This window comes from Streptomyces sp. NPDC003023, from assembly GCF_042888225.1.
GTDB lineage: Bacteria > Actinomycetota > Actinomycetes > Streptomycetales > Streptomycetaceae > Streptomyces.
On record NZ_JBIAPL010000001.1, the window covers coordinates 1425594 to 1448264 of the forward strand.

Genomic DNA, 22671 nt, shown 5'->3' on the forward strand with positions numbered 1-22671 from the left:
ACCGTGCCGGCCCGCCCGGCACCGTCACGTGGTGAGTCTGCCGTGGCGACGGCCGGTGCGGGCCGCGCGTCGCCGTCCTGTTGGAGCCGGACGAGTGTCTCGGCGGTTGACCGGCGTGACGGCTTGAACGCGAGGTCCGACAGGGGCGACAGCCCGGAGCGGTCGATTCAGGGGCCGACTCTCGAACAATTCGTCCTGGCGTGCGATGCCTCATACCAGAGCGGGACGATTCACGGGCAACTTTTCCAACTGCCCGCCGTGCGCCTCCGCGTGACGACTACCGTGTGTGGCCGGTGATCGACGCTGGGCTCGCACATGTGTGCCCGGGTTCGCCGTTCCGTCATGCCGACCATTCGCACCACGCCGATCCCTGGGCCCCCCGTACCGAGGACGCTGATGTCTCAACTACGCGCACCAGCCGCGCGGTCCGACCGCCGAGAGGGCGGGCGTCACGGCCGTCCAGGCACCCGCTCCCTGTCGTCCGCGGGCAGGACGCCGTCCGCGGCCGCCCCGCCCGAAACACGTATACGACCCCAACTGCTGCGCACAGCGGTCCTGCCGACCGTGGTCGCCGCCCTGAGCGGTGCGACCGCCGTGGTCCTCATGCTGCGCGCCGCCGACCCCGAGCCGTCCGCCGGCCTGTGGCTGGCACTGACCGCCATGGCAGCCCTCGCCATAGCGGCCGTCGCCGTCGCCGCCCGCGGAGCCGACCGGACGGCCAGGTCCGTGCTCGACCGCTGCACCGAGTTGCGCCGCGCCAACGCCCGCGCCCACGACGACCTGCGTACCGTCGTCGACAGGCTCCGACGCGGCGAGGGCCCACCGGCCCGCCCCGCACCTCGGCAGAACCGCCCGGTCGGCGGGGACGAGTTCGACCTGCTCGCGCAGGAACTGGCACGCTCGCACGATGCCGCACTGTCGGCCGTGGTCCAGGCGTCCCGGCTCTCCAGCAGCGTGGGCAACGAGCAGAAGGTCGAAGTCTTCGTCAACCTGGCCCGCAGGCTCCAGTCCCTGGTGCACCGCGAGATCCAACTGCTCGACGAGCTGGAGAACGAGGTCGAGGACCCGGAGCTGCTCAAGGGGCTCTTCCACGTGGACCACCTCGCCACCCGCATCCGCAGGCACGCCGAGAATCTCGCCGTCCTCGGCGGCGCCATCTCCCGCCGCCAGTGGTCCAACCCGGTCACGATGACCGAGGTCCTCAGGTCGGCGATCGCCGAGGTCGAGCAGTACCCCCGGGTCAAGCTCGTCCCACCGATCGACGGCACACTGCGCGGACACGCGGTCGCCGACGTGATCCACCTCCTCGCCGAACTCGTCGAGAACGCCACGCTGTTCTCCGCACCGCACACCCAGGTGCTGCTCAGGGCCCAGCACGTCACCGCCGGGCTCGCCGTGGAGGTCGAGGACCGGGGCCTCGGGATGCCGCTGGCGGAGCAGGACAAGATGAACGCCCTGCTCACCGACCCCGACCAGGTCAACGTCGCCCATCTGCTGCAGGACGGCAGGATCGGCCTGTTCGTGGTGTCCGCGCTCGCCCGCCGGCACGGGATCGCCGTACGTCTCCAGTCGAACATCTACGGCGGTGTCCAGGCCGTGCTCGTCCTGCCGCAGGGCCTGCTCGGTGCCGACCAGGACAGGCAGGAGAGGACGGCGCCCGTTCCGGCCCCGCACACGGGACCGCACATCGCGGCCGTGTCGCCGCCCTCGTTGCCGCAGTCGGCTCTTCCCGCCCAGCCGCGCTCGCTGCCCGCGCCGCGGGAGCCGGTCGGTGCCGCGATGGCGGGCGAGTCGCTGCCGGTGCGCGGCGAGCACACCGGGCGCGCGCACCCGGGCGCCGCCGCTCACGGCTCCGGCCGGCACACGCCGACGCACAGCGCCGCGCCGGAGCCGGCCCCGTCCGTGGGGGAGACGCCCTCGCACGTCGTCCGCGGCACCATGGGCCGCCCGCAACTGCCCAAGCGCCGCAGCCAGGAGCACCTGGTCCCGCAGCTGCGGGACACCCCCGCCCCGCGCAGGGACGACGAACCGCCCCTGCACGACCCGGGCCTGGTGGCGGCCTTCCAGCGGGGCATCGGCCTCGCGGAGATCCAGCCGGAGCGTGAGAGCTGGTCCGAGCCCGAGGCCCGGCCCGAGCACGAGACCCGGCCCGACGTCGCCCAACCCGGGCGCGCCGCCCAACCCGGGCGCGCCACTCAGCCCGAGCGCGCCCCCCGGCCGGAACGTGCGCCCGAGCACTCCGTACCGCCCGGCCTCCAGCGCCACGAACCCACCATCAAGGAGTAGATGCACCATGGCGAGCGATGTGCCGACCGGCCATGTCTCCGACCTCGACTGGCTGTTGAGCGGTCTGGTCCAGCGTGTGCCGTACACCCGCAATGCGGTGCTGCTCTCCTCCGACGGCCTGGTGAAATCGGTCCACGGGCTGGACAACGACAGCGCCGACCACATGGCCGCCCTGGCCTCCGGTCTCTACTCGCTGGGCCGGAGCGCCGGAGCGCGTTTCGGTGACGGCGCGGAGGTGCGGCAGGTGGTGGTGGAGCTCGACTCCACGCTGCTGTTCGTCTCCACGGCCGGCTCCGGCACCTGTCTGGCCGTGCTCGCCGGACGTGAGGCCGACGCCGCCGTGCTGGGCTACGAGATGGCGATGCTGGTCAAGAGCGTGCGGCCCTACCTGACCACGCCGGCCAGACAGACCGCCGGGGCACCGGGCGCCGCGGGACAGTGACCATGCCCTCGCCCAAGGACAGCCCGTTCCTCGACGACGCGGCCGGCCGGCTGATCCGTCCGTACACCGTGAGCGGCGGCCGCACCCGCCCCACGACCGCGCTGGACCTGCTGTCCATGGTCATGGCCACCGGGGCGGCGCCGCAGGTGCACCTCGGTCCGGAGCACACCGTGGCGCTGGGACTGTGCCACGGGCCGACGTCCGTGGCCGAGATCTCGGCGCATCTGCGGCTCCCGGCCGTCGTCACCAAGGTGCTCCTCTCCGACCTGGTGGACTGCGGCGCCGTCACGGCGCGCGCTCCACGCAGCCATGACACATCCACGGACCGTTCACTGCTGGAGGCGGTGCTCGATGGCCTACGACGACGGCTCTGACCCCCGCGGCGCAGAGAGCCCCGACGACTTCCCCACAGCGCTGAAGATCCTTGTCGCCGGAGGGTTCGGAGTGGGCAAGACGACCTTCGTCGGGGCGGTCAGCGAGATCGACCCGCTCAGTACGGAGGAACTCCTCACCCAGGTCAGCGCCGCGACGGACCGCCTGGACGGCATCGAGGCCAAGACGACGACGACCGTCGCCATGGACTTCGGCCGCATCACCCTGGACGCCCGCCATGTGCTCTACCTCTTCGGTACGCCGGGACAGGAGCGCTTCTGGTTCATGTGGGACGAACTGTCAGAGGGCGCCCTCGGCGCCGTCGTGCTCGCCGACACCCGCAGACTGGAGGACTCGTTCTCGGCCGTCGACTTCTTCGAGCGGCGCGGCATCGGATTCGTCGTCGCCGTCAACGAGTTCGACGGCGCGTACCGCTACGACCCGCAGGAAGTGCGGGCGGCGATCGACCTCAGACCGGAGGTCCCGGTCGTGCTGTGCGACGCGCGGGTCGCCGGTTCGGGCATCGGGGCCCTGGTCACCCTGGTCCAGCACCTGCTCACCAAAACCACCGTCGTGCCGGGCCCGGCACCGAGCTATGGAGCACCGACATGACGTTCGACCCCACCGGTCATCTGCTGCTGACCCCGATCGACGGCGAGGCGCCCGCGCGGGTGGAGCGGCTGCGGGAGCTGGGCTTCGGCGACCGGCCCGACGCGGCGTTCGACGACTTCGCCAGGAAACTTGCCGAGGTGACCGGAGCACCCTTCTCCATGGTCAACTTCATCGACGAGAACCGTCAGTTCTTCGCGGGGCTGCACACCCCGTCGGGCAGCCACAGCGGTTCGGACCTCGGCGCCGCGGCCCAGGGAGGGGTGAGCCGCTTCATGGCCCGCGACCACGGCTACTGCCCGCATGTGGTCGTCCGCCGCAAGGCACTCGTCCTCGAGGACGTCTGCGACTATCCGCGATTCGCGGGCAACCCGGTCGTCGACGAGATCGGCATCCGTTCCTACCTGGGCGCGCCGCTGATCGACCGCACCGGGATCGCGCTGGGCACCATCTGCGTGGTCGACACCGAGCCGAGGCCGTGGGGCCGGGCCGGACTCGAGACGATCAAGTCCCTCGCGGCGGAGCTGATCGAGCAGATCCACCGCCGGGAGGACACCCGCATCTGACACGACGTCCATGGGGCACCGGCCGGCGCCCCATGGACGTCGCACGTTCGGGTCTCAGCCCACCCCGGCCATCCGTACCTCGTCGGAGAGCCGCTGGGACCACTGGCCCTTCGACGTCCCCAGCGCCACCTCCGCCAGCCGCAGCAACTGCACGTCCGAGGTTCCGGCCGGTGCGAACATGTGGTGGGCGTCGCGCAGATACCGCTCGATGGGCCGGTCGGTGAACAGGCCCGCGGCGGCGTGGATCTCCATGGCGTTGCGGGCCGAGTCGATGGCCGCCTCCACGTTCACCAGCTTGGCGTTCATCAGTTCCGCGTCGCAGGGGATGCCTTCGTCCAGCAGGTGCACCGCGTGGTGGGCGGCGAGCCGGGACGTCATCAGCCGTGACTGCATAGTGCCGAGCTTCAGCCTGACGGACGGCAGTTCGTGCAACGGCTTGCCGTAGCGGTACCGCTGCTCACAGAACCGGGTGGTCTCCTCCAGGAGCGCCCGGTGGATGCCGAGCGACACGGCGGTCAGATTGGCCCGGCCGTACAGCACGCTCGAGGAGTAGGCGACGGAGAGGCCGTCACCCTCGTCGCCGAGCCGGTTGGCCGCCGGTACGCGGCAGTTGTCGAAGTGCAGCTCGCCGAAACTGAAGCCGTGCAGCCCCATCGTCGGCCGCTCCTCACCCACCCGCAGCCCCGGCCGGTCCGACTCGACGAGGAAGGCGGTCAGTCCGTGCGACCCGGGGCCGGTCCTGACCACCACACCGTGGAGGTCCCCGACATGGCTGTTTCCGACGTACACTTTTCGGCCATTGAGGAGGTAATCGTCACCGTCCCGCACCGCTGTGGCGCTCATGCCCAGCACATGACCGCCCGACTCCGGCTCGGTGACGGCGATGGTCGGCAGGCACTCTCCGGCGGCAATTGCGGGCAGCCATGTCTTCTTCTGCTCCGGACTGCCGAAATGGACAATCTTGGCCACACCCAGCTGCGAGGCCTGCACCATCGCGCCCATGGCGCCGCTGACCCGGGACAACTCCTCGATGATGATGGTCTTGGCGAGGTGGCCCATCGCCATTCCGCCGTACTCGCTGCCGATGGTGGCCCCGAGCCAGCCCTGCCGTGCGATCAGGAGGGACAGCTCCCGGTGGGCCGACCGGGCCGACTCCATGTCGGGGATCCGTGGCCGCACCTCTCTCTCGGCGAAATCCCGCACTTCGGACCGCAGTCTGTGGTGCAGTCGGCCGGCGAAATATCCGTCCATCACGAGCTCCCCTCCGCGAAACGCCTGCCCGCGCGATTGTTCGAGCAGGTGGTGCATCGGCAGTGCAACCGTCCCGAACAGGCCGACCACATCAGCCTGTTGACCCTTTCATAACGGAACAAGTCCGATGTCAACTTTGGCTGAAATATGCCTCGTTGACGTTTGGTTGATCTTGAGCTGTGCGTGGTAGCCGCCGGTCGGGTTCATTCGTACGGCATTCCCCGGTTAAGTGTTCCCGCCACATGCCAACGGCAACGGCTTTGCCGGCATGTCCTCGGCATGCTGATCCGCCGGAGGTCAGGCCTCCGTCGCGGCGGAGTTCCGGTCGGCGCATTCGGCGTGCGCGGGGCTCTCGTCGCACCGGCGTACGCCCCCCTCCGCGACGGCCGCCCCGCTCGGCGGCGGAGCCACGCTGGCGCGCAACACCACCTCGCCGCCCACCCGCAGCACCCGGGACCGCGGCCCCCGCGGCTCGCGCAGGGCCAGCGCCATGACCTCGTGCCCCATGGCGGTGAGCGGCAGCGCGACCGTCGTCAGCGGCGGGGAGAGTTCCCGTACGAGAGGGATGTCGTCGAACCCCGCCAGTGAGATGTCCTCCGGCACCCGTACGCCCTGCTCCCGGAAGGCGGCCAGCGCGCCGACGGCCATCACGTCGGTGACCGCGAACACGCAGGTGGGCCTGTTGCCGCGGGCGAGCAGCGTGCGGGCGGCGGCGTACCCGCCCTCGCGGGTGAACGGTCCGCGCACGACACGCTCCGGCGGCAACGCCACCCCGGCGAGTGCCAGTTCCGCACGGAAACCGGCGAGCCGGTCGGAGACCGTGGTCAGCGACGGGGGACCGGTGAGCACCGCGAACTCGCGGTGTCCGAGGTCGAGCAGGGCCCTGGCGAGCGCCGCGGCACCGCCGTGGTTCTCGGGCAGCACGGCGTCCACACGCAGACTGCGGTGCCGGCTGACGACCGCGACTCGCCCGCCCGCCCGCACGTACGGGTCCAGTTCCGCCGCGAGTGCCCGCTCCCAGGCGCGGTCCTGGAAGCCGGAGCCGATCAGCAGGATGGCGCGGGCCCGCTGGGCGCGCAGCGTGGACACGTAGGCGATCTCGCGGGCCGGTTCGCGGAAGGTGCTGGCCAGCATGACCAGCAGGTCCTTCTCTGCGGCGGCGCGCATCACTCCGGCCGCGATGGCGGCGAAGTACGGGTCGCCGACGTCGTGGCAGATCACGCCCACGGTGTTGCTCGACGCGCTCGCCAGCGCCTGGGCATGGGCGTTGGGTATGTAGCCCAACTGGTCGGCGGCCGCGCGCACCCGGCTGCGCAGATCCTCCCGTACCCGTGTGGTGCCGTTCAGGGCTCGTGATGCCGTGGCGAGGGACACTCCCGCCCTGCGGGCGACGGCGTCCAGCGTCACATGAGCCTGCGGTTCCCGTTCACTCATCCGACCCCCCGAAACTTCGGGACGACCTATTGACCATGCGGAGAAGCAGTCATTAGCGTGGCGACACTGTACCAGAAAGCGCTTTCTGAAAGCGTTTTCTCGGATCGATCAGCCCCATCGCACCGATCCAGGAGTTGACCGTGAGTCAGAGCGCCATCAAGGCATCACCCGCGAAGGTCGCGGGAGTCGACAGGCGGGAGAGGCCGAGCGCGGGGGAGCGGGCCGCGCGCCTGCTGGAACAGAGCTGGCGGCCGGTCGCCCTGCTCCTGGCCTGCTTCGCCGTCTGGTGGGCGATCGCCGCCGCCGAACTGGTCGAGCCCTATCTCGTCCCCTCCCCGGGAGCGACGCTGGACGTACTGACGGGGAAGGCCGACTACATCTGGCAGCACAGCTGGGTCACCACCTACGAGACACTCCTCGGCTTCGTGATCGCCGTGGCCGTAGGGGTGTTCGCCGCCGTGGTCATGGTCTACTCGACCACCGTCGAGAAGACGCTGTACCCGATCCTGCTCTTCGCACAGGTCGTCCCGAAGATCGCCATCGCGCCGCTGTTCGTCGTGTGGCTCGGCTTCGGCATCGCGCCGAAGATCCTCATCGCCGTGCTGATCGCCTTCTTCCCCGTCGTCATCTCCATGGTGACCGGCCTCAAAGCGGTCGACCCGGAGATGCTCCAGCTCTCCTCGACCATGGGCGCGAGCCCCTGGCAGACCTTCGTGAAGATCAGGATGCCCGCCTCCCTGCCGCACCTCTTCTCCGGCCTCAAGGTCGCCGTGACCCTCGCGGTGACCGGCGCGGTCGTGGGCGAGTTCGTCGGCGCCAACGAGGGCCTCGGCTACGTGATCCTCCAGGCCAACGGAAACCTCGACACCCCGATGCTCTTCGCCGGCCTGCTCGTGATGTCCCTGATCGGCGTCGTCCTCTTCGTCCTCGTCGAGATCGCCGAACATCTGCTGCTCCCGTGGCACGCCAGCCGCCGGGACACCGGCGTCACCACCTCCTACTGATCGCACCACCCCGGCAAACCGTCCCCAGTCGACGAGAAGGACCCGCCATGACTGCGCGCAGACTGCTTCTGACCGGCCTCGTACCGCTGCTCCTGGTCGCCACGGCCTGCGGTGAGGACGGCTCCGGCACCACGACCAGCTCCTCCGGCAAGGAGCTGGACAAGGTGACGCTGACACTCAACTGGTATCCGTACGGCGAGCACGCCCCCTTCTACTACGGCAAGCAGCAGAAGATCTTCGAGAAGCACGGCATAGACATCGAGATCCGCGCGGGCCAGGGATCCCAGAAGACGGTGCAGGCGACCGGCGCCGGGCAGACCGACTTCGGCTGGGCCGACACGCCCGCCGTCCTGTCCGGCGTCGACGCGGGCATCAAGGTGAAGAGCCTCGGGGTCTTCCTGCAGACCACACCGTCCTCGGTGCAGTTCTTCGAGTCGCAGAACATCAAGAGCCCCGCCGACCTCAAGGGCAGGACCATCGCGGGCACCGCCGGTGACGCGCTCTCCAAGACGTTCCCGATCTTCCTGAAGAAGAACGGCCTCGCAGAGTCCGACGTCAAGGTCCAGAACACCGACCCGGCAGGCAAGATCGCCGCGGTGATCTCCGGCAAGACCGACGGCCTGCTCGGCTACGCCAGCGACCAGGGCCCGACCATGCAGAACAAGGCGAACAAGCCCGTCTCGTACCTCCGTTTCTCCGAGAACGGCCTGAACTTCTACTCCAACGGACTCATCGCCGGCCAGAAGATCCTCAGCGGCGAGAAGGACCTCGCGGAGCGCATGGCGAAGGCGGTCAGCGAATCCTTCGCCGCCGCGGAGAAGGCGCCCGAGCCTGCCGTCGCCTCCATGGAAGGGGCGAGCGAGCAGCTGCCGCCGAAGGAGGTGCTGGCCGAGCAGTTCGCCACCACGCTCACCCTGCTGCACACCGAGGCGACGCAGGGCAAGGCGCCCGGGATCAACACCGAGGCCGACTGGCAGCAGACCATCGACGTCTTCGCCGAGGCCGGACTGGTGAACAGCCCCAAGGCCGTCACCGAGTACTGGGACAGCGCCACCGCGATGAAGGGATGACGATGCCCAGGAACACCACCGTGCGGGAGCCGGACGTGACGAACGACAGACAGGACACCCGGCCGGGGGCCACCGCGGCCGTCTCCCTCAAGGACGTCGCCGTCCGCTTCCGCTCCAGGAACCGCGAGGTGACCGCACTGACCGACGTCGGACTCGAGGTCCCCATGGGGGAGTTCGTCGCCATCGTCGGCCCCTCCGGATGCGGCAAGTCCACACTGCTCAAGCTGGTCGCGGGCCTGCTGAAGCCGTCCACCGGCGATGTGCTGCTGGGCGGCGAGCGGGTGCGGGGGCCGCGCCACGACATCGGGTACGTGTTCCAGCGCGCGGCCCTGCTGGAATGGCGCTCCGCGCGCCGCAACATCCTTCTCCAGGCCGAGATGCGCAAGATGCCCGCGGAAGCCGCGCGCCGGCGGGTCGACGAGCTGATGGAGATGACCGGTCTGCGCGGCTTCGAGGACTCCCTGCCGCACGAGCTCTCCGGCGGTATGCAGCAACGCGTCGCGCTGTGCCGCGCGCTGCTGCACGAGCCGCCGGTGCTGCTCATGGACGAGCCGTTCGGCGCGCTCGACGCGCTCACCCGCGAGCAGATGAACACCGAACTCAACCGGATCTGGCGGGAGACCGGCACAACCGTGCTCCTGGTCACCCACTCCATCTCGGAGGCCTGCTACCTCGCCGACCGGGTGGTCGTGATGAGCGCGAGGCCCGGCACCATCACCGATGTCATCGAGGTCGGCCTGCCCGCCGAGCGCGACTACACGGACACCATGGGCCGGCCCGAGTTCCGGGACGCCACCAGCCACATCCGCGGCCTGCTCGGCGCGGCCTCGGCGGCCGACTGAACATCTCGCGACGGCTTGCTCGGCGAAGGAGCCCCGCACCACCCACGGGGGGTGGTGCGGGGCTCCTTCGTGCCCCGGCCGGCTCCCGTGGTCTCAGCCGCTTCGGCCTGTGCCGCGCACCCCGGAAGGCGCCGGCCCCGAGGAGTCGGAGGAGCCCCGCACCATCCGTGGACGGTGCGGGGCTCCCGGGTTCGCCGGTTCAGTACCTGAGGCCCGCCAGGTACGTGTAGCTGTTCTGCGCCGTGGCGAACGGGTCGGCGGGCGAATCGTGCTCCACCAGCCACTGCTTCACACCACCGCTGCGCGCCGTGTCGAACATGGCCGCGAAGTCCAGGACCCCTGACCCCACATCGGCGAAGCCGCCGCCCGGGGCCATGTCCTTGACGTGCAGCGCCGGGAACCGGCGGCGGTGCTCCACGAACAGGTCCTGCGGATCACTGCCGCCGCCCTTGGCCGCCCAGTAGACGTCCAGCTCGAAGCCGACCAGTTCGGGGTCGGTCTCCCGCAGCAGGATGTCGTACAGGTTCTCGCCGTCGATCACCTGGTGGTCCGCGCCGTGGTTGTGGAACAGCAGCGGGCCGAGCCCCGCCTCGCGGGCCGCGAGCCCCGCCTTGTTGAACTCCCTGGCCGCCTCCCGGAATCCGGCCGGAGTGTGCATCGCCCCCGGCAGGCTCGGTACGACGATCCACCGGGCCCCGAGGGTACGTATGTCCTCGAGGGCCTGCGGCAGGCCGCTGCCCCGTACGGTGTCGTAGCCGACGTGCTCCAGTACCGCCCGCAGCTGCGTCTCTTCGAGCATCGAACGGATCGCGGCCGCGCTGTTGCCGTGCCGGCCGCTCACACCGACCGTCGCGTACCCGATCCCGGCCAGCCGGGCGAGAGTTCCCTTGAAGTCCGCGGCCAGCGCGGCCCGCATGGTGAAAAGATGCATGCCGATCCCCGCGGGCGGGATGCGGCGGGTGCGCCGGGCGCCGTCCGCCGTCGCGTTTGCCGCCTGTGCGGCGTACGCGACCGGACCGGCCGCCGTGAGTGCTGTGGCAGCGGCGGCGACGCCGAGGGCCTTGCCGAGGAATGCGCGTCTGGTGCCGTTCATTCGGATCTCCTTCACTCAGCCGACGTCGATGCGGACGGAGCCGGTGGTCGTGTCACCCTTGTCGTCGGTGACCGTGAGCCGGGCGGTGTACGTGCCCGGACGGGCGTAGGTGTGGGCGGCGTTCGTGGTCTCCTCACCCGCGGGCGCGGCGTTGTCGCCGAAGTCCCAGTGGTACGAGGCGGCGGTGCGGCCCTCCGGCAGCCGGACATGGCCGGACAGCTGAACCGCCAGTGGCGAGTCACCGGTGGCCGGCGTGGCCGTGACGGTCACTTTGGCGCCCTGGCGCTTCTCCACGCCGTGCCCGTTGAAGTGCAGCCAGTCCACGGCGAACAGGTCGGGCTTGTCGGCGGTCCACTCCGGATTGCCGAAGACGGCGTACAGCTTCGTCGTGCCACCCGGGTCCACCAGTGCGGTCGTGGGGGAGACGACGTTGCCCCAGCCGCCTGTGCCGGGCACGGTCACCTTGCCGAGCAGTGCGCCGGTCGGCGAACCCGCACGGAACTCCACGGTGCCGCCGATGCCGCCGGACGCGGCTCCCACGGTCACGGAGTCGATGCCCTTGAGATGGACCGGGTCGAAGCTGATCCAGTCGCCGTGCTCGATCTCGGTGAGCCGCTTGCCGCCGGACGCGTCGGTGCGGCTGCCGACCACGACTCCGTCGTGCGCCCCGCCCGTGGACGTCATGTGCTCCGCCTCACGGAAGTTGGTGCGCAGCGTCAACGAGGCGGACCCGGTCAGGGCGGGCACCCCGGGGGCGGCCTTGTCCTCGTACTGGGCGGTGATGCCGTAGTAGAGGTTCTGGCCGGGGCCGTGGCTGTCACCCGCGTCGGTCGCGATCTCGCCCGCGCATCCGGTGTAGTTGTCCAGCGGGTGCAGATGGGAGTCGTGTCCGAGCTGGGACTGCACGACCACGCGGGAGCAGTCGATCCTGGTGCCGTCCTCCTTGTCCCTGACCCGGACGGTGAAGGGAATGGTGTCGCCGAAGCTGAACATCCCTCCGTTCGGGGGCTGCTGGATCGTGACCTGTGGACGGGTGTTGCCGACGGTGATGTCCTGGACGGCGAGGCCCGTCAGGTCGCCGGGTCCGGTGACCGTGAGCCGGGCGGTGAAGCGGCCCTTCTCCTCGTAGACATGGGTCGGGTTCGCCTCGGTCGAGTCGGTGGTCCCGTCGCCGTCGAAGTCCCATGCGTACGTCACGGGCCGCTCGCCCGGCAGCCCGGAGCCCTCGCTGGAGAACTGCACGGTCAGCGGCACCGAACCGCTGTCGGGAGTCGCCGTCGCCTTGGCGCTCGGCAGCCGGTTGTCGGCGACGTAGTCGATGCGGTAGATGCCGGAGCCCTCGTTGCTGCCGCCGCGGCCGGTGCCGCTGCCGAGCCCGAAGTCGATGACGTACATCGCGCCGTCGGGTCCGAAGTCGGCGTCGAAGGGCTGGTTCCACCGCATGTCGGCGAAGACCGGGTTGATGGAGTGCAGGTCACCCGCCTTCACCGGTTCGAAGCGCGGATCGGTGAAGGTCTGGTCCTGCTGCTGGAAGGAGAAGGTCTTGAACCACTTGCGGGTCAGCTCGTAGTTGAACCACTTTCCCTCGAACGCCTCCGGGAACTTGCCCTTGTAGGTGTTGTCGGGGTCGTGGTCGTAGACGGGGCCGCCCATCGGGCCGCCGCCACCGGTGCCGAGCTCGGGGAACTCCGCGGAGGCCGAGTACGCGTACCAGACGGTGGCCGGCTGGGCCGGCGGGAGGTCCGAGAGGCCGGTGTTGTTCGGCGAGTCGTTTACCGGGTTCGCGCAGTCGAACTTCGGGCCCGACGTCTTCGTCTGGAAGTCGTAGTCGTTGAACGGGGTGTTGTCACCGACGCAGTACGGCCAGCCGAAGTTGCCGGCCTTCGTGATGCGCATGAACTCGACGGTGCCCTCCGGTCCGCGGTCGGGTTTGGCGGCGCGGGCGTCGGGGCCGTAGTCGGCGACCATCAGCGCACCGCTGACGGGGTCGGTGGTGATGCGGAACGGGTTGCGCATGCCCATCGCGTAGATCTCGGGACGCGTCCTGTCGGTGCCGGGGGCGAAGAGGTTGCCCTCGGGCACCGTGTACGTGCCGTCGTCCGCCGGGGTGATGCGCAGGATCTTGCCGCGCAGGTCGTTCGTATTGCCCGAGGTGCCCTGGGCGTCCCAGGCGCGGCGGCCCTCGCCCTCGTCGATCGGTGTGAAGCCGTCGGACGCGAACGGGTCGGTGTTGTCGCCCGTGGCGATGTACAGGTTGCCGTCCTTGTCGAAGGCGAGCGAGCCTGCCATGTGGGAGTTGGCCCGGCCCTCGCCCCGGAAGGTGGGGACGGTCAGCAGCCGTTTCTCGGACGCGGGGTCGACGGTGCTGCCGGTGACCGTGAAGCGGGAGACGTTGAGCTGCTTCTCGGTCTTGTCGGAGTTCAGCAGATACAGCCAGTTGTTCTCGCCGAAGTCCGGGTCGAGGGCGAGCCCCAGCAGGCCGTCGGACTGCGATGTCATCTCGGGCGTGTACTCGAAGTCGAGGACGGTCGTCACCTTGAGCGTCGACTGGTCGATGACCTTCACCTTGCCGGTGCGCTCGATGAAGAACACCCGGCGGTCGGGTGCCACGGCCAGTTCGAACGGGTCGGCGAGGTCGCTGGTCGCCAGCGGGGTGCGCTGGAAGGCGCCGGTCTTGCTCGCCGTGCAGTCGCCGGGTTTGTTACCGGCTGCCCACTGGATGCCGCCGAGCAGGTGCTTCAGGAAGTCCGGCTCCTGGAAGGCTGATTCGGCGTGGCCGCCGGCCGTGAACCAGGAGCGTCCGCCGTCGTAGTTCTGGCACCAGGACCACGGGTGGTCGACACCCTCGTCGAGGCCGGTGACTCCGTCGCGCACCTTGATCTGGGCGAGGGTGTGCACCTTGCCGGTCGGGTTGGTGCGCCAGTTGTACCACTCCTCCGTGCGCTCCCAGAGCTCGGGCAGGCCCTCGGTGGAGGGGTGGGACGGGTCGAGGACCTTGACCCTGCCGGTCTGCACGGCCGGGTGCTTGTCGAAGATGGCGCCGACCAGGCCCTCGTACCAGCCCCAGTCGCGTTCGCTGGCGGAGGCGGCGTGCAGGCCGACCCAGCCGCCGCCGCCGCGGACGTACTTCTGGAGCGCGGCCCGCTGCGCGGCGTCGAGCAGATCGCCGCTCTCGGGGGTGGAGTTGGTGTTGTTGAAGACGATCGCCTGGAACCGCGCCAGGTTCTCGTCGGTGAACGCCGAGGCGTCGTCGGTGGCCTCCACCTCGAAGCCGTTCTCGCTGCCGAGCTTCTTGACCGCCTCGATGCCCGCCGGGATCGAGGCGTGATGGAAGTTGGTGACCTTGGAGAAGACCAGAACGCGATAGGGCGCGGCTTCGGCACGGGGCGACAGTGTCACTCCGAGGCCGAGGAGCAGCGCCAGCAGGGCGGTGATGAGGGGGACGGGGGATCTGTGACTCATGGCGCTCCCGGTGCTGGTAGCCGGCTGCGGGTCTTAGAAAGCGCTTTCTGAATACGCCGCACAGCGTAGGTTCAGCCGTCGCAGGGGGTCAATGGGTCGTAAGCGCGCAGTGTGGCGCGGCACTTGGCGCCGCTGCCGGGGCATTGTCGGTGGTGGCGCTTACGGTGGTGGCATGGTCACAGCCGACGACGTACGAAGGATCGCGCTCACGCTGCCCGGTGCGATCGAGAAGCTCGCCTGGGGCATGCCGACATTCCGGCTGGCGTCAGGCGGGCGGATCTTCGCGTCCCTGGACGACGACGACCGGGTGATGGGCGTGAAGTGCCCGAAGGAGGAGCGGGGGGAGCTGATCGCCGCCGAGCCGGCCAAGTTCTTCCTGCGCGAGGGTCACGACGACAACTACGCCTGGCTGCGCGTACGCCTCGACGCGCTGGACGACGACACCGAGCTGTACGCGATCCTGCTCGACTCGTGGCGCCAGGCGGCCCCGAGGAAACTGCTCGACGCGCACCCGGAGCTGCCCCCGCCGCCTCGATGACCCAAGGCGGCGGGGGGAAGCGGAGCGGCGACTGTCAGCGGCTCTCCGGCCGCGGCACCGGCAGATGTACGACGAGCAGGGTGAAGGCGGCCAGGGCGACATTGCGAGCCGCCGCGTCCAGGCCGTTCCAGTCGGAGGACTGCCACATCGCGAACCACTCACCGCCGATGCCGATGAAGCCCAGCCCGAACAGCAGCAGCACCATCACCAGGCCGATCGAGGCGGCCCGGCGGGCCCGGTCGCAGTCCCCGTGCCGCAGTCCCACGCCGTACAGCCAGGTGGCGAGGAGCAGCACCGCCGCCGAGAGCGTCTCCCAGACGATGATCGCCACATAGGCGGCGTTCTGAAGGGCGGGCGACTCAATCGCCCGCCACATCAACTGCGGGTCCTTGAACGTGGTGTCCATGGCCAGGACATGCTGGACGAACTGCTGGTTCGTCCCGAAGTCGGTGATGTTGCCGAACGCGACCAGGGCCATGTAGACCGCCACCGTCCCCGTCAGCGCCGCCGCTGCTACGGACACGGTGCCCAGCCGCAGTACTCGGTCCAGGCCCTTGCCCCCGTAGGGACTCTTGCTCCGGTCCGGACTCTTGCTCCGGCCCGGGCCCTTGCCCGCGCGCCCACCGTTGTCCCCCACTGTGCCGCCTCCCCGCCCTCGTGCGCCCGTCCCGGTCCGAGCCACCGATGACCAGTCTTTCGCTCCCGCGACTCCCCGAAACCTCCCGCCGTGTACGAACCCCGAGCCCCGCCCCACGGCCGGCGGCCACTCCCCGGGGAGGTGTCGCCCGATGCCTCGGTCGGGTGAGTGCGCCAAGCGGGCAAGCGCTTCCGGGAGCCGGGCGGGTACGGATTTGCCGCACCTTTCCACGACGCCCGGAGGACACTGCCCCATGCCCGTCACCATGAGCGCCGGGAGCACGCTGGCCGCGGCGGTCTGCGCCGCGCTGCTTCTCACCGGCTGCACGGCCGCCCGGCCCGCGCCGCAGGCGGCCGGGAAGAGCCCCGTCACGCAGGCCGGCCCCGAACCGCTGGACGCGCCCCGTCAGATCCCCGGGCTCGGGCCCGGCTTGCGCGCACGCATCCCCGACGGCACCCGCCAGGCACTGGTCGTGTCGGGCGGGACGGCGGACACCAACGTCGCGCAGGCCATGCTCTACGAACGCGACGCGCGGCGCTCCTGGCGGCTGGTCGCGGGTCCGTGGCCGGCCCACAACGCCCTCCGCGGCTGGACGGACGACCACCACGCCGGTGACCTGCGCACCCCGATCGGCGTCTTCGGCCTCGGCGACGCGGGCGGACGGTCGCCGGACCCGGGCACCCGGCTGCCGTACGACCAGGACGAGGAGTTCGTCGCCCCGGGGACCGGGTTTCTCGGAGAGCCCCTCGAAGGCTCCTTCGACTACGTGATCGCCATCGACTACAACCGCGTACCCGGTACCAGTCCCCTCGACAAGGAGCGTCCGCTCGGACTGGGGAAGGGCAGCGGGGTGTGGATCCACGTCGACCACCAGGGCCCCACACAGGCGTGCATCTCGCTCACCGAGGACCGGATGCGCGAACTGCTGCGAGCACTGGACCCCGACAAGGAGCCGGTCATCGTCATGGGCCCCGCCCCGGCGCTCGGGAAGTGACACCTGAGCAGCGCGACCGGCGCCGTCGCGCTGCAGGCCGGCGCCCCGGGCCGTCGCGCCGCCCTCACACGAAGGCCGAGATCCGGGCCCTGAGGGAAACCGGGTCCAGGCCGTGCGCGGCGAGGTGCTCGTCGATCGTGCCGTAACGGCGCAGCTCGCGCCGGGGCACGCCGATACCCAGAACCCGGTGCGGGACGTCCGCCAGCGCGTCGTTGACGGCGGCGGTCGACGTGCCCTCGAGATACGGCTCGACGATCACCACGTCCGCCCGGCCGTCCGCCGCCGCACGGACGGCCTTGTGGTCGAACGGGCGGACCGTCGTCGCGTAGAGCACGGTCACGTCCATCCCGGCGGTCGCCGCGAGCACGTTGTCCAGCATCGGGCCGACCGCGATCACAACCCCGCCGCCGCCCTCGCGCACGGTGAGGAAACGGTCGGCGCCGACGGCCCGGCCCTCGCTGTTGCTCTGCATCGACAGGCGCACATAGACCCGGTCGTCAGCCGCTGCCGCGTGCCGGAGCAGTGCCTCGGCCTCGTCCGGGTGACCGGGGACGTGGATCGTCCATCCGTCCAGGGTGTCCAGCAGCGCCACGTCCCCCGGTGACATGTGGGTGAAGCCACCGGCCGGCCAGTCGTACGACGCTCCGGCGCTCACCAGTACCCCGGCGGTGCCCTGGTGGCCGAAGTCCAGCTTCACCTGCTCGAACGGCCGCTCGACGAGAAAGCTCGCGAAGGTGTGCATGATCGGCCGCATCCCGGTGAGGGCGATGCCGCCACCGGCGCCGATCAGCAGCTGCTCCCGGATGCCCACGTTGATCACGCGGTCCGGGTGCCTGCGCTGCGCGGTCTCGAAACCGGCGGCGCTGATCTCGGCGAGCACGAGGGCCAGGCGGGGGTCCTCGTCGAGCAGGCGGGAGGTGGTGGCGATGAAGCGGTCACGCATGGTGTCCATGGTCGGAATCTCCTCTGGGGCGGGGCGGGGCGGGGCGGGGCGGGCGGGGCGGCGGCGTCGGTAGGGGTACGTGGCAGCGGCGCGGCGAACGGAACGATCAGGAGTTCTTGGGCTCGACACGGGCGACGACCGCCCGCGGCCGCCTCGCATGCGGCGCTGTGAAGGCGGCGTGCAGCGCTTCGTGGTCCCTGCCGTCGACCGTCTGCGCCGACCAGCCGGCCGCCTCGAAGCGGGACGCGATTCCGCCGGGCCAGCCGTGGGTCGCGGACGAGTTGTCGACGACCAGCGTGTGCAGCTGCTCCAGGCCGGCGGGTCCGGCATGGGCGATGGCCTCGTGGTTGCTGCCCTCGTCGAGCTCGGCGTCGCCGATCAGGACCCAGACCCGTGGATCGGTCAGGCCCTGGGCGCGCAGCCCGAGCACGGTGCCGACCGCCAGCGGCAGTCCGTGCCCGAGCGAACCGCTGCCGATCTCGGCGCCCGGCACGAGGACCCGGTCCGGGTGGTGGCCGAGCGGCGAGTCGTACGACCCGAAACCGGGCAGCCACTCCTGCGGGAAGAAGCCCTTGGCGGCGAGGACGGCGTAGTACGCCATCGGCCCGTGGCCCTTGGACAACAGGAACCGGTCGCGGTCCGGCGCCTCGGCGGTCGCCGGTGTCACCCGCAGGACCCGGTCGTAGAGGACCCAGAGCGCGTCGAGGGTCGAGGTGGCGGCCGGTCCGTGCTTCTCGTCGCCGGTCATCAGGGCCATGAGCCGGTCGAGGTCCCTGAAGCCTGACGGGTTCGGGTGCGTGCCGGATGCGGTCGTCGGGGAGGTGCTGGATGCGGTGATCGATGCCGTCGTCGTCATGTCCACCACCGTGCGACCTCAAGTGGACTTGAGGTCAACTCCCCGCGTCCGTGAATACGGGTTCGTGACCAGCGGCCGGAGTGCGGTATTGTTCTCATGCGCGCTCGGCCAGGGGAAACCCCAGGTCAGACGGGCATCGGGACGTGGCGCAGCTTGGTAGCGCACTTGACTGGGGGTCAAGGGGTCGCAGGTTCAAATCCTGTCGTCCCGACTTGTGAAAGTCGCAGGCCAGGGGCCGTTTCAGAGCAATCTGAAACGGCCCCTGGGTCGTTTTGGGGACCGTTGGGGGACCTGCGCGCTTGACCGCGCTGAAGTCCGCGTCGACCCGGTCAAGGCGCGCCCCTGAAACCTTCCGCGTCCGCCGGCGGAACCGGCGCGACCGGTCCGAGCCCCGGCCGACAGGCGGCGGAGTTTCCGGAGAAGGTCACGGATGGGTTCGCCGAGGGCGGGTGCCGGGTGGCGGACGGGTTGAGAGCCGGGCGCCGAGGTTGTCGGGCAAGCGCCCGGCGCCGAGGGTGTCGGGGAAACGCCCGGCGCTGCCTTCGCGCCGTGTCGTGTCGTGTCGTATCCGAACGGTCTCGAGGGGTTCTGGGTGCCGACGGCGTGACCACGTCGACACGGAGCGGGCTGCTCGACGACCGGCCGGGACGTGCGTCGTGCCGGCGACGCTACGGTCAAAGCGGGTCACTCCCGTGTGACCGGTTGGGATTGGGGGAAGTCGAGGCCGCTGTACCCGAGTTGCTGACGGCGCGGCGGAACCCCTGGGCAATCGGGGGGCCGGCACCCGTGGCGCGCCGTCACCTCGCCCGCACCCTGCTCGGCGGACTGCGCCAGTGGCCCGGTGCGGGTGGTGTATGCGTCAACTGCCGGGAGAACGCGCCGGATGGCGGGGCAGATCCAGTTGCCGCCACCCCCCGGCCGGGGGGACGATGAAAGTGCGCTGCGGCCCACGGCCGGGCCCGGACCTTCTCGGTCACGCTGGGCGGCCCGCACGCTTCACGGCCTTGGCCGTGATCCCGCATCCGCGTTCCTGTGATGCCCACCTGGGGGCCCGGATGGCCAAAGTTCCGCGCGGCGTGGTCGATGCGCGCGGCCGGCAGGCCGTCGTACACGATCGCGTAGGTGCGCTGATGGCACTGGACCTGGAGAACGGCGCAGTGCTGTGGCGCCACGGGGCCGCCTTGCGACCGTGCGCGCTGCTCGCCGGTTCGGTCGTGGCCCTGAGGATCAGCCCGTCGCCGACCCTCGTGGTCGTGGTGCTCGACGCGGCGACCGGCGAGGACCGCTGGACTTCGGAGCCGGTCGACCTGCCGCCGTGGGCGCGTTGCACCCTCGACGACACCCGCGACTTCACCCTGCGGACCGAGGCGGCCGACGACGCCGTGGTGCTCCGCTGGATCGTCCGGACCTGGTACCGCGGGGGTGCCGCACCGAGCGCACGTGTCCTGGAGGAGTCCCGGCGCACGGCGCACGGAGCCCTGCGAGTCGATCTGGCGGGCTCCCCTTCGCTGGAAGTGCTCGCCGAGGCGAAAGCCGAGGCGCTCCCGGAGACGGCCGACGCTGATGTAGCACCCCCCGTACCACCGGCGGCTTCGTCCGACCGGCAGTCCGCCGTGCTGGACCAGAGCCTGGTCGGCGACAAACGCATGGAACTCCTCCTTCGCCCCGACTCCGGCGCAGTCGTACTGAGGGCCGTGGATCCCCGTACCGGCATGCTCGTGTGGGAGGTGGAACTGGACCGCGCGACCCCGCGGCGGGCGCCCAGGCTCCGGCCCTAGACCCGTCCTCACCCATCGCACCAGCTCCTCCCGATCGGGGTGCCGTCATGGCCGTCTCAGACGAAGAAGTCGCCCAGTCGAAGAACATCAGCGTCGCGCAGGTGGAGTTGCTGTGCCGCTCCCGCGGTACGACGAACGAGTCGCTCGCGGCCCTGCCCGAGGCCGCGGTGCGGCGGGCCCTGCTGCGCCTCGAATTCCCCGACCTGCCCACCGCACGCGGGCTCTTCCGCCTCAAGCAGGAACGCGGTGACGACGGAGTCGTCCGGCCGCACGGTCTGGGCGCGGCCTACGCGCAGACGGAGAGCATGCTGAGTCGCGAGGCGCCGCCCATGACCGCCGGTGTGCCGACCGGTCCGAACGGCCGGCCTCGCCGGGCGGGACCGGCCCCGACGGCCGGCATGCGGCTGGCCAACTGGGTGTGGCTCGGCCCCGGGAACATCGGCGGACGAACCCGCGGCATCGTGATCGACCCGGCGGATCCCGACAGCATGTGGGCTGTCAGCGCCGGCGGCGGGGTGTGGCACACCGAGGACGCCGGTGCCCAATGGGCACCGGTCGACGACTTCCTGGAGAACCTCTCCTGCGGATGCATCGCCGTGGACCCGTCCGACGCGTCCACGATGTACGTGGGAACCGGCGAGGCCTTCCACAACCTCGACGCCATCCGGGGCAACGGCATCTTCCGCACCACCGACGCGGTCGCCTGGACCCCGATCGCGGCCACCCGGACACCCGACTTCCAGTTCGTGAGCCGGATCGCGGTGTCGCAGGACGGGACGGTCGTGCTCGCGGCCACCTCCACCGGCCTCTTCCGCAGCGCCGATCCCGCGCGGGCCACCTGGACCGAGGTCCTCGGCCACCCGCTCGGCGACGTCCGATTCGATCCCCAGGACAGCGACAGGGCGGTCGCCGGGTCGCTGCGCGACGGTGCGGCCTGGTTCAGCCGGGACGGGGGTCTCACCTGGGACCTCGCGAACGGCGGCCCGTGGACCGGCCGGGTCGAGCTCGCGTACGCGGCGAAGGACCCGGACATCGTCTACGCGTCGGTTCAGATGACCACCGGCCAGATCTGGCGGTCGCAGGACGGGGGAGCGTCCTACAAGAAGAGGAAGACGCTGACCCCGGACGGCCTGCCGTCGGACTACCTCGGCGGTCAGGGCTGGTACGACAACGCCATCTGGGCGGGGGACCCGACCGACGCCGACCTGGTGGTCGTCGGCGGCGTCGACCTGTACCGCAGCAGCGACGGCGGCGACCATCTGGCCGAGATCAGCAGCTGGTGGGAGCCCACCTCGGTGCACGCCGACCAGCACGCGATCGTCGCGCACCCCTCGTACGACGGGGTCACCAACCGCACGGTGTTCTTCGGCAACGACGGCGGGGTGTTCAGGGCGGACGACCTGGCGGCCGTCGGAACCGAGCCCGAGCCCCCGTTCGTGAACGGCTGGACCGAGCTGGTGAACAACTACGGCGTGACGCAGTTCTACGCCGGGGCGGGCCACACCGGCAGCGGGAAGATCATCGGCGGCGCGCAGGACAACGGCTCGCTCGTCTTCGACCCCGCCCTCGGCACCGAGGAGTGGCGGGAGTTCTTCGGCGGTGACGGCGGCTGGTGCGCCTCCGACCCCACCGACCCCGACGTGTTCTACGGCGAGTACGTCTTCCTCAACATCCACCGCAACACCGACGGCGCCACCACCGATGACACGCAGGGCGACCGCTACATCAGCGGTCAGTTCTTCGACTTCGTGACGGGCGAGTGGTCCTGGAAGCAGGTGCCGTTCCGTATCGCGGACGCGAAGAACGAGAACGCGCTCTTCATCGCACCGTTCGTGCTCGATCCGAACGACGAGAACCGGATCCTGGCAGGTGGCGTGTCGCTGTGGCGGACCGACGACGCCAAGCAGCCCAACACCCCCGTCGCCGGGCCGACCTGGCGGCCGGTCAAGCCCGGCGCCGGGGCGATGATCAGCGCGATCGCGGTGGCGCGCGGCGACTCGGACGTGGTGTGGGTGGGCCACGAGGACGGCCTGGTCTTCCGCACCGCCAACGGCACCGCGACGACGCCGACCTGGGCGCGCGTAGGCGCGACGGGGCGGAGTCCGCTGACGCCACGGCGCTACTGCACCGGCATCACCGTGCACCCGACGGACCCGGACACCGCCTACGTCACCTTCGGCGGGTACGAGCGCGGCAACCTGTGGGTGACCACGGACGCCGGTGCGGCCTGGGCCGACCTCGCCACCACTCTGCCGCGCGCCCCGATCCGGGCCCTGGCAGTGCATCCGCGGCGGACGGACCTGCTCTACTGCGGCACCGAGGTGGGCCTGTTCGCCAGCGAGGACGCCGGGGCGAGCTGGTCGCCGACGAACGAGGGCCCGACCAACTGCTCGGTCGACGACCTGTTCTGGATGGACGAGGTGCTCGTCTGCGTGACCCACGGTCGCGGGATGTTCCGGATCGACCTGTCGACGATTCCGTAAGGCGAACAGCG

General features: G+C 70.6%; 19 protein-coding genes and 1 tRNA gene. 13 read left to right on the plus strand and 7 right to left on the minus strand.

The window, feature by feature from the left end:
- Nucleotides 1-396 precede the first annotated feature (396 nt).
- The 5 genes from ACFYV1_RS06080 to ACFYV1_RS06100 are packed head-to-tail and all read left to right on the plus strand — an operon-like array spanning nt 397 to nt 4275.
- A complete protein-coding gene (locus tag ACFYV1_RS06080) occupies nt 397-2286 on the plus strand; it encodes an ATP-binding protein (RefSeq protein WP_389394141.1) in 1890 nt (629 codons plus the stop codon).
- A 7-nt stretch (nt 2287-2293) separates the two neighbouring features.
- Nucleotides 2294-2728 carry a roadblock/LC7 domain-containing protein gene (locus tag ACFYV1_RS06085; RefSeq protein ID WP_389394142.1) on the plus strand — a complete coding sequence of 145 codons (435 nt, stop codon included), beginning with the start codon at nt 2294-2296 and terminating at the stop codon, nt 2726-2728.
- Nucleotides 2729-2730: 2 nt separating this feature from the next.
- A complete protein-coding gene (locus tag ACFYV1_RS06090; protein ID WP_389394143.1) occupies nt 2731-3102 on the plus strand; it encodes a DUF742 domain-containing protein in 372 nt (123 codons plus the stop codon).
- A complete protein-coding gene (locus ACFYV1_RS06095) occupies nt 3080-3712 on the plus strand; it encodes an ATP/GTP-binding protein (RefSeq protein WP_389394144.1) in 633 nt (210 codons plus the stop codon). The genes ACFYV1_RS06090 and ACFYV1_RS06095 overlap by 23 nt, the downstream gene beginning before the upstream one ends.
- On the plus strand, nt 3709-4275 hold the full coding sequence (locus ACFYV1_RS06100; RefSeq protein WP_389394145.1) for a GAF domain-containing protein: 567 nt from the start codon (nt 3709-3711) through the stop codon (nt 4273-4275). Before ACFYV1_RS06095 ends, ACFYV1_RS06100 begins: the two co-directional genes overlap by 4 nt.
- A gap of 54 nt (nt 4276-4329) precedes the next feature.
- Here ACFYV1_RS06100 and ACFYV1_RS06105 read toward each other — a convergent pair whose 3' ends face one another.
- Together ACFYV1_RS06105 and ACFYV1_RS06110 are read right to left on the minus strand one after the other, a co-directional pair.
- A complete protein-coding gene (locus ACFYV1_RS06105) occupies nt 4330-5526 on the minus strand; it encodes an acyl-CoA dehydrogenase family protein (protein WP_389394146.1) in 1197 nt (398 codons plus the stop codon).
- A gap of 297 nt (nt 5527-5823) precedes the next feature.
- Nucleotides 5824-6933 carry a LacI family DNA-binding transcriptional regulator gene (locus tag ACFYV1_RS06110; protein WP_389394586.1) on the minus strand — a complete coding sequence of 370 codons (1110 nt, stop codon included), beginning with the start codon at nt 6931-6933 and terminating at the stop codon, nt 5824-5826.
- A gap of 167 nt (nt 6934-7100) precedes the next feature.
- Here ACFYV1_RS06110 and ACFYV1_RS06115 point away from each other — a divergent pair, with 167 nt between their 5' ends.
- From ACFYV1_RS06115 to ACFYV1_RS06125, 3 genes are read left to right on the plus strand one after another with little or no spacing between them, the layout of a single operon-like run.
- Nucleotides 7101-7964, plus strand: a complete 864-nt coding sequence (locus tag ACFYV1_RS06115) for an ABC transporter permease (protein WP_389394147.1) — start codon at nt 7101-7103, stop codon at nt 7962-7964.
- A 47-nt stretch (nt 7965-8011) separates the two neighbouring features.
- A complete protein-coding gene (locus ACFYV1_RS06120; protein ID WP_389394148.1) occupies nt 8012-9034 on the plus strand; it encodes an ABC transporter substrate-binding protein in 1023 nt (340 codons plus the stop codon).
- On the plus strand, nt 9031-9876 hold the full coding sequence (locus tag ACFYV1_RS06125; RefSeq protein WP_389394149.1) for an ABC transporter ATP-binding protein: 846 nt from the start codon (nt 9031-9033) through the stop codon (nt 9874-9876). Before ACFYV1_RS06120 ends, ACFYV1_RS06125 begins: the two co-directional genes overlap by 4 nt.
- A 199-nt stretch (nt 9877-10075) precedes the next feature.
- On the opposite strand, the gene ACFYV1_RS06130 is transcribed toward ACFYV1_RS06125, so the two are convergent.
- Both ACFYV1_RS06130 and ACFYV1_RS06135 read right to left on the minus strand, forming a co-directional pair.
- Nucleotides 10076-10969, minus strand: coding sequence for a sugar phosphate isomerase/epimerase family protein (locus tag ACFYV1_RS06130; protein WP_389394150.1), 894 nt, complete (start codon nt 10967-10969; stop codon nt 10076-10078).
- 15 nt (nt 10970-10984) lie between these two features.
- Nucleotides 10985-14431 (minus strand): ThuA domain-containing protein, encoded by a 3447-nt coding sequence (locus tag ACFYV1_RS06135; RefSeq protein WP_389394151.1) that lies wholly within the window; start codon nt 14429-14431, stop codon nt 10985-10987.
- A 172-nt stretch (nt 14432-14603) separates the two neighbouring features.
- Between ACFYV1_RS06135 and ACFYV1_RS06140 the strand changes: the two genes are divergently transcribed.
- On the plus strand, nt 14604-14969 hold the full coding sequence (locus ACFYV1_RS06140; protein ID WP_389394152.1) for an MmcQ/YjbR family DNA-binding protein: 366 nt from the start codon (nt 14604-14606) through the stop codon (nt 14967-14969).
- A 34-nt stretch (nt 14970-15003) separates the two neighbouring features.
- Here ACFYV1_RS06140 and ACFYV1_RS06145 read toward each other — a convergent pair whose 3' ends face one another.
- The gene (locus tag ACFYV1_RS06145) at nt 15004-15519 is read right to left on the minus strand and encodes a DUF2165 domain-containing protein (RefSeq protein WP_389394587.1); all 516 of its coding nucleotides are present in this window, start codon (nt 15517-15519) and stop codon (nt 15004-15006) included.
- A 340-nt stretch (nt 15520-15859) separates the two neighbouring features.
- Here ACFYV1_RS06145 and ACFYV1_RS06150 point away from each other — a divergent pair, with 340 nt between their 5' ends.
- Nucleotides 15860-16600: a hypothetical protein gene (locus ACFYV1_RS06150; RefSeq protein WP_389394153.1), complete on the plus strand. Its 741-nt coding sequence runs from the start codon at nt 15860-15862 to the stop codon at nt 16598-16600.
- Between the two features lie 64 nt (nt 16601-16664).
- Here ACFYV1_RS06150 and ACFYV1_RS06155 read toward each other — a convergent pair whose 3' ends face one another.
- Both ACFYV1_RS06155 and ACFYV1_RS06160 read right to left on the minus strand, forming a co-directional pair.
- Nucleotides 16665-17552, minus strand: a complete 888-nt coding sequence (locus ACFYV1_RS06155; RefSeq protein ID WP_389394154.1) for a transketolase family protein — start codon at nt 17550-17552, stop codon at nt 16665-16667.
- Nucleotides 17553-17649: 97 nt separating this feature from the next.
- The gene (locus ACFYV1_RS06160; RefSeq protein ID WP_389394155.1) at nt 17650-18399 is read right to left on the minus strand and encodes a transketolase; all 750 of its coding nucleotides are present in this window, start codon (nt 18397-18399) and stop codon (nt 17650-17652) included.
- A gap of 137 nt (nt 18400-18536) precedes the next feature.
- Between ACFYV1_RS06160 and ACFYV1_RS06165 the strand changes: the two genes are divergently transcribed.
- From ACFYV1_RS06165 to ACFYV1_RS06175, 3 genes are all read left to right on the plus strand, one after another.
- Nucleotides 18537-18610, plus strand: a tRNA-Pro gene (locus tag ACFYV1_RS06165).
- Nucleotides 18611-19529: 919 nt separating this feature from the next.
- Entirely contained in the window at nt 19530-20177 is a 648-nt protein-coding gene (locus ACFYV1_RS06170) for a hypothetical protein (RefSeq protein WP_389394156.1), read from the plus strand.
- Between the two features lie 47 nt (nt 20178-20224).
- A complete protein-coding gene (locus ACFYV1_RS06175; protein ID WP_389394157.1) occupies nt 20225-22660 on the plus strand; it encodes a WD40/YVTN/BNR-like repeat-containing protein in 2436 nt (811 codons plus the stop codon).
- The last annotated feature ends 11 nt before the right edge of the window (nt 22661-22671 follow it).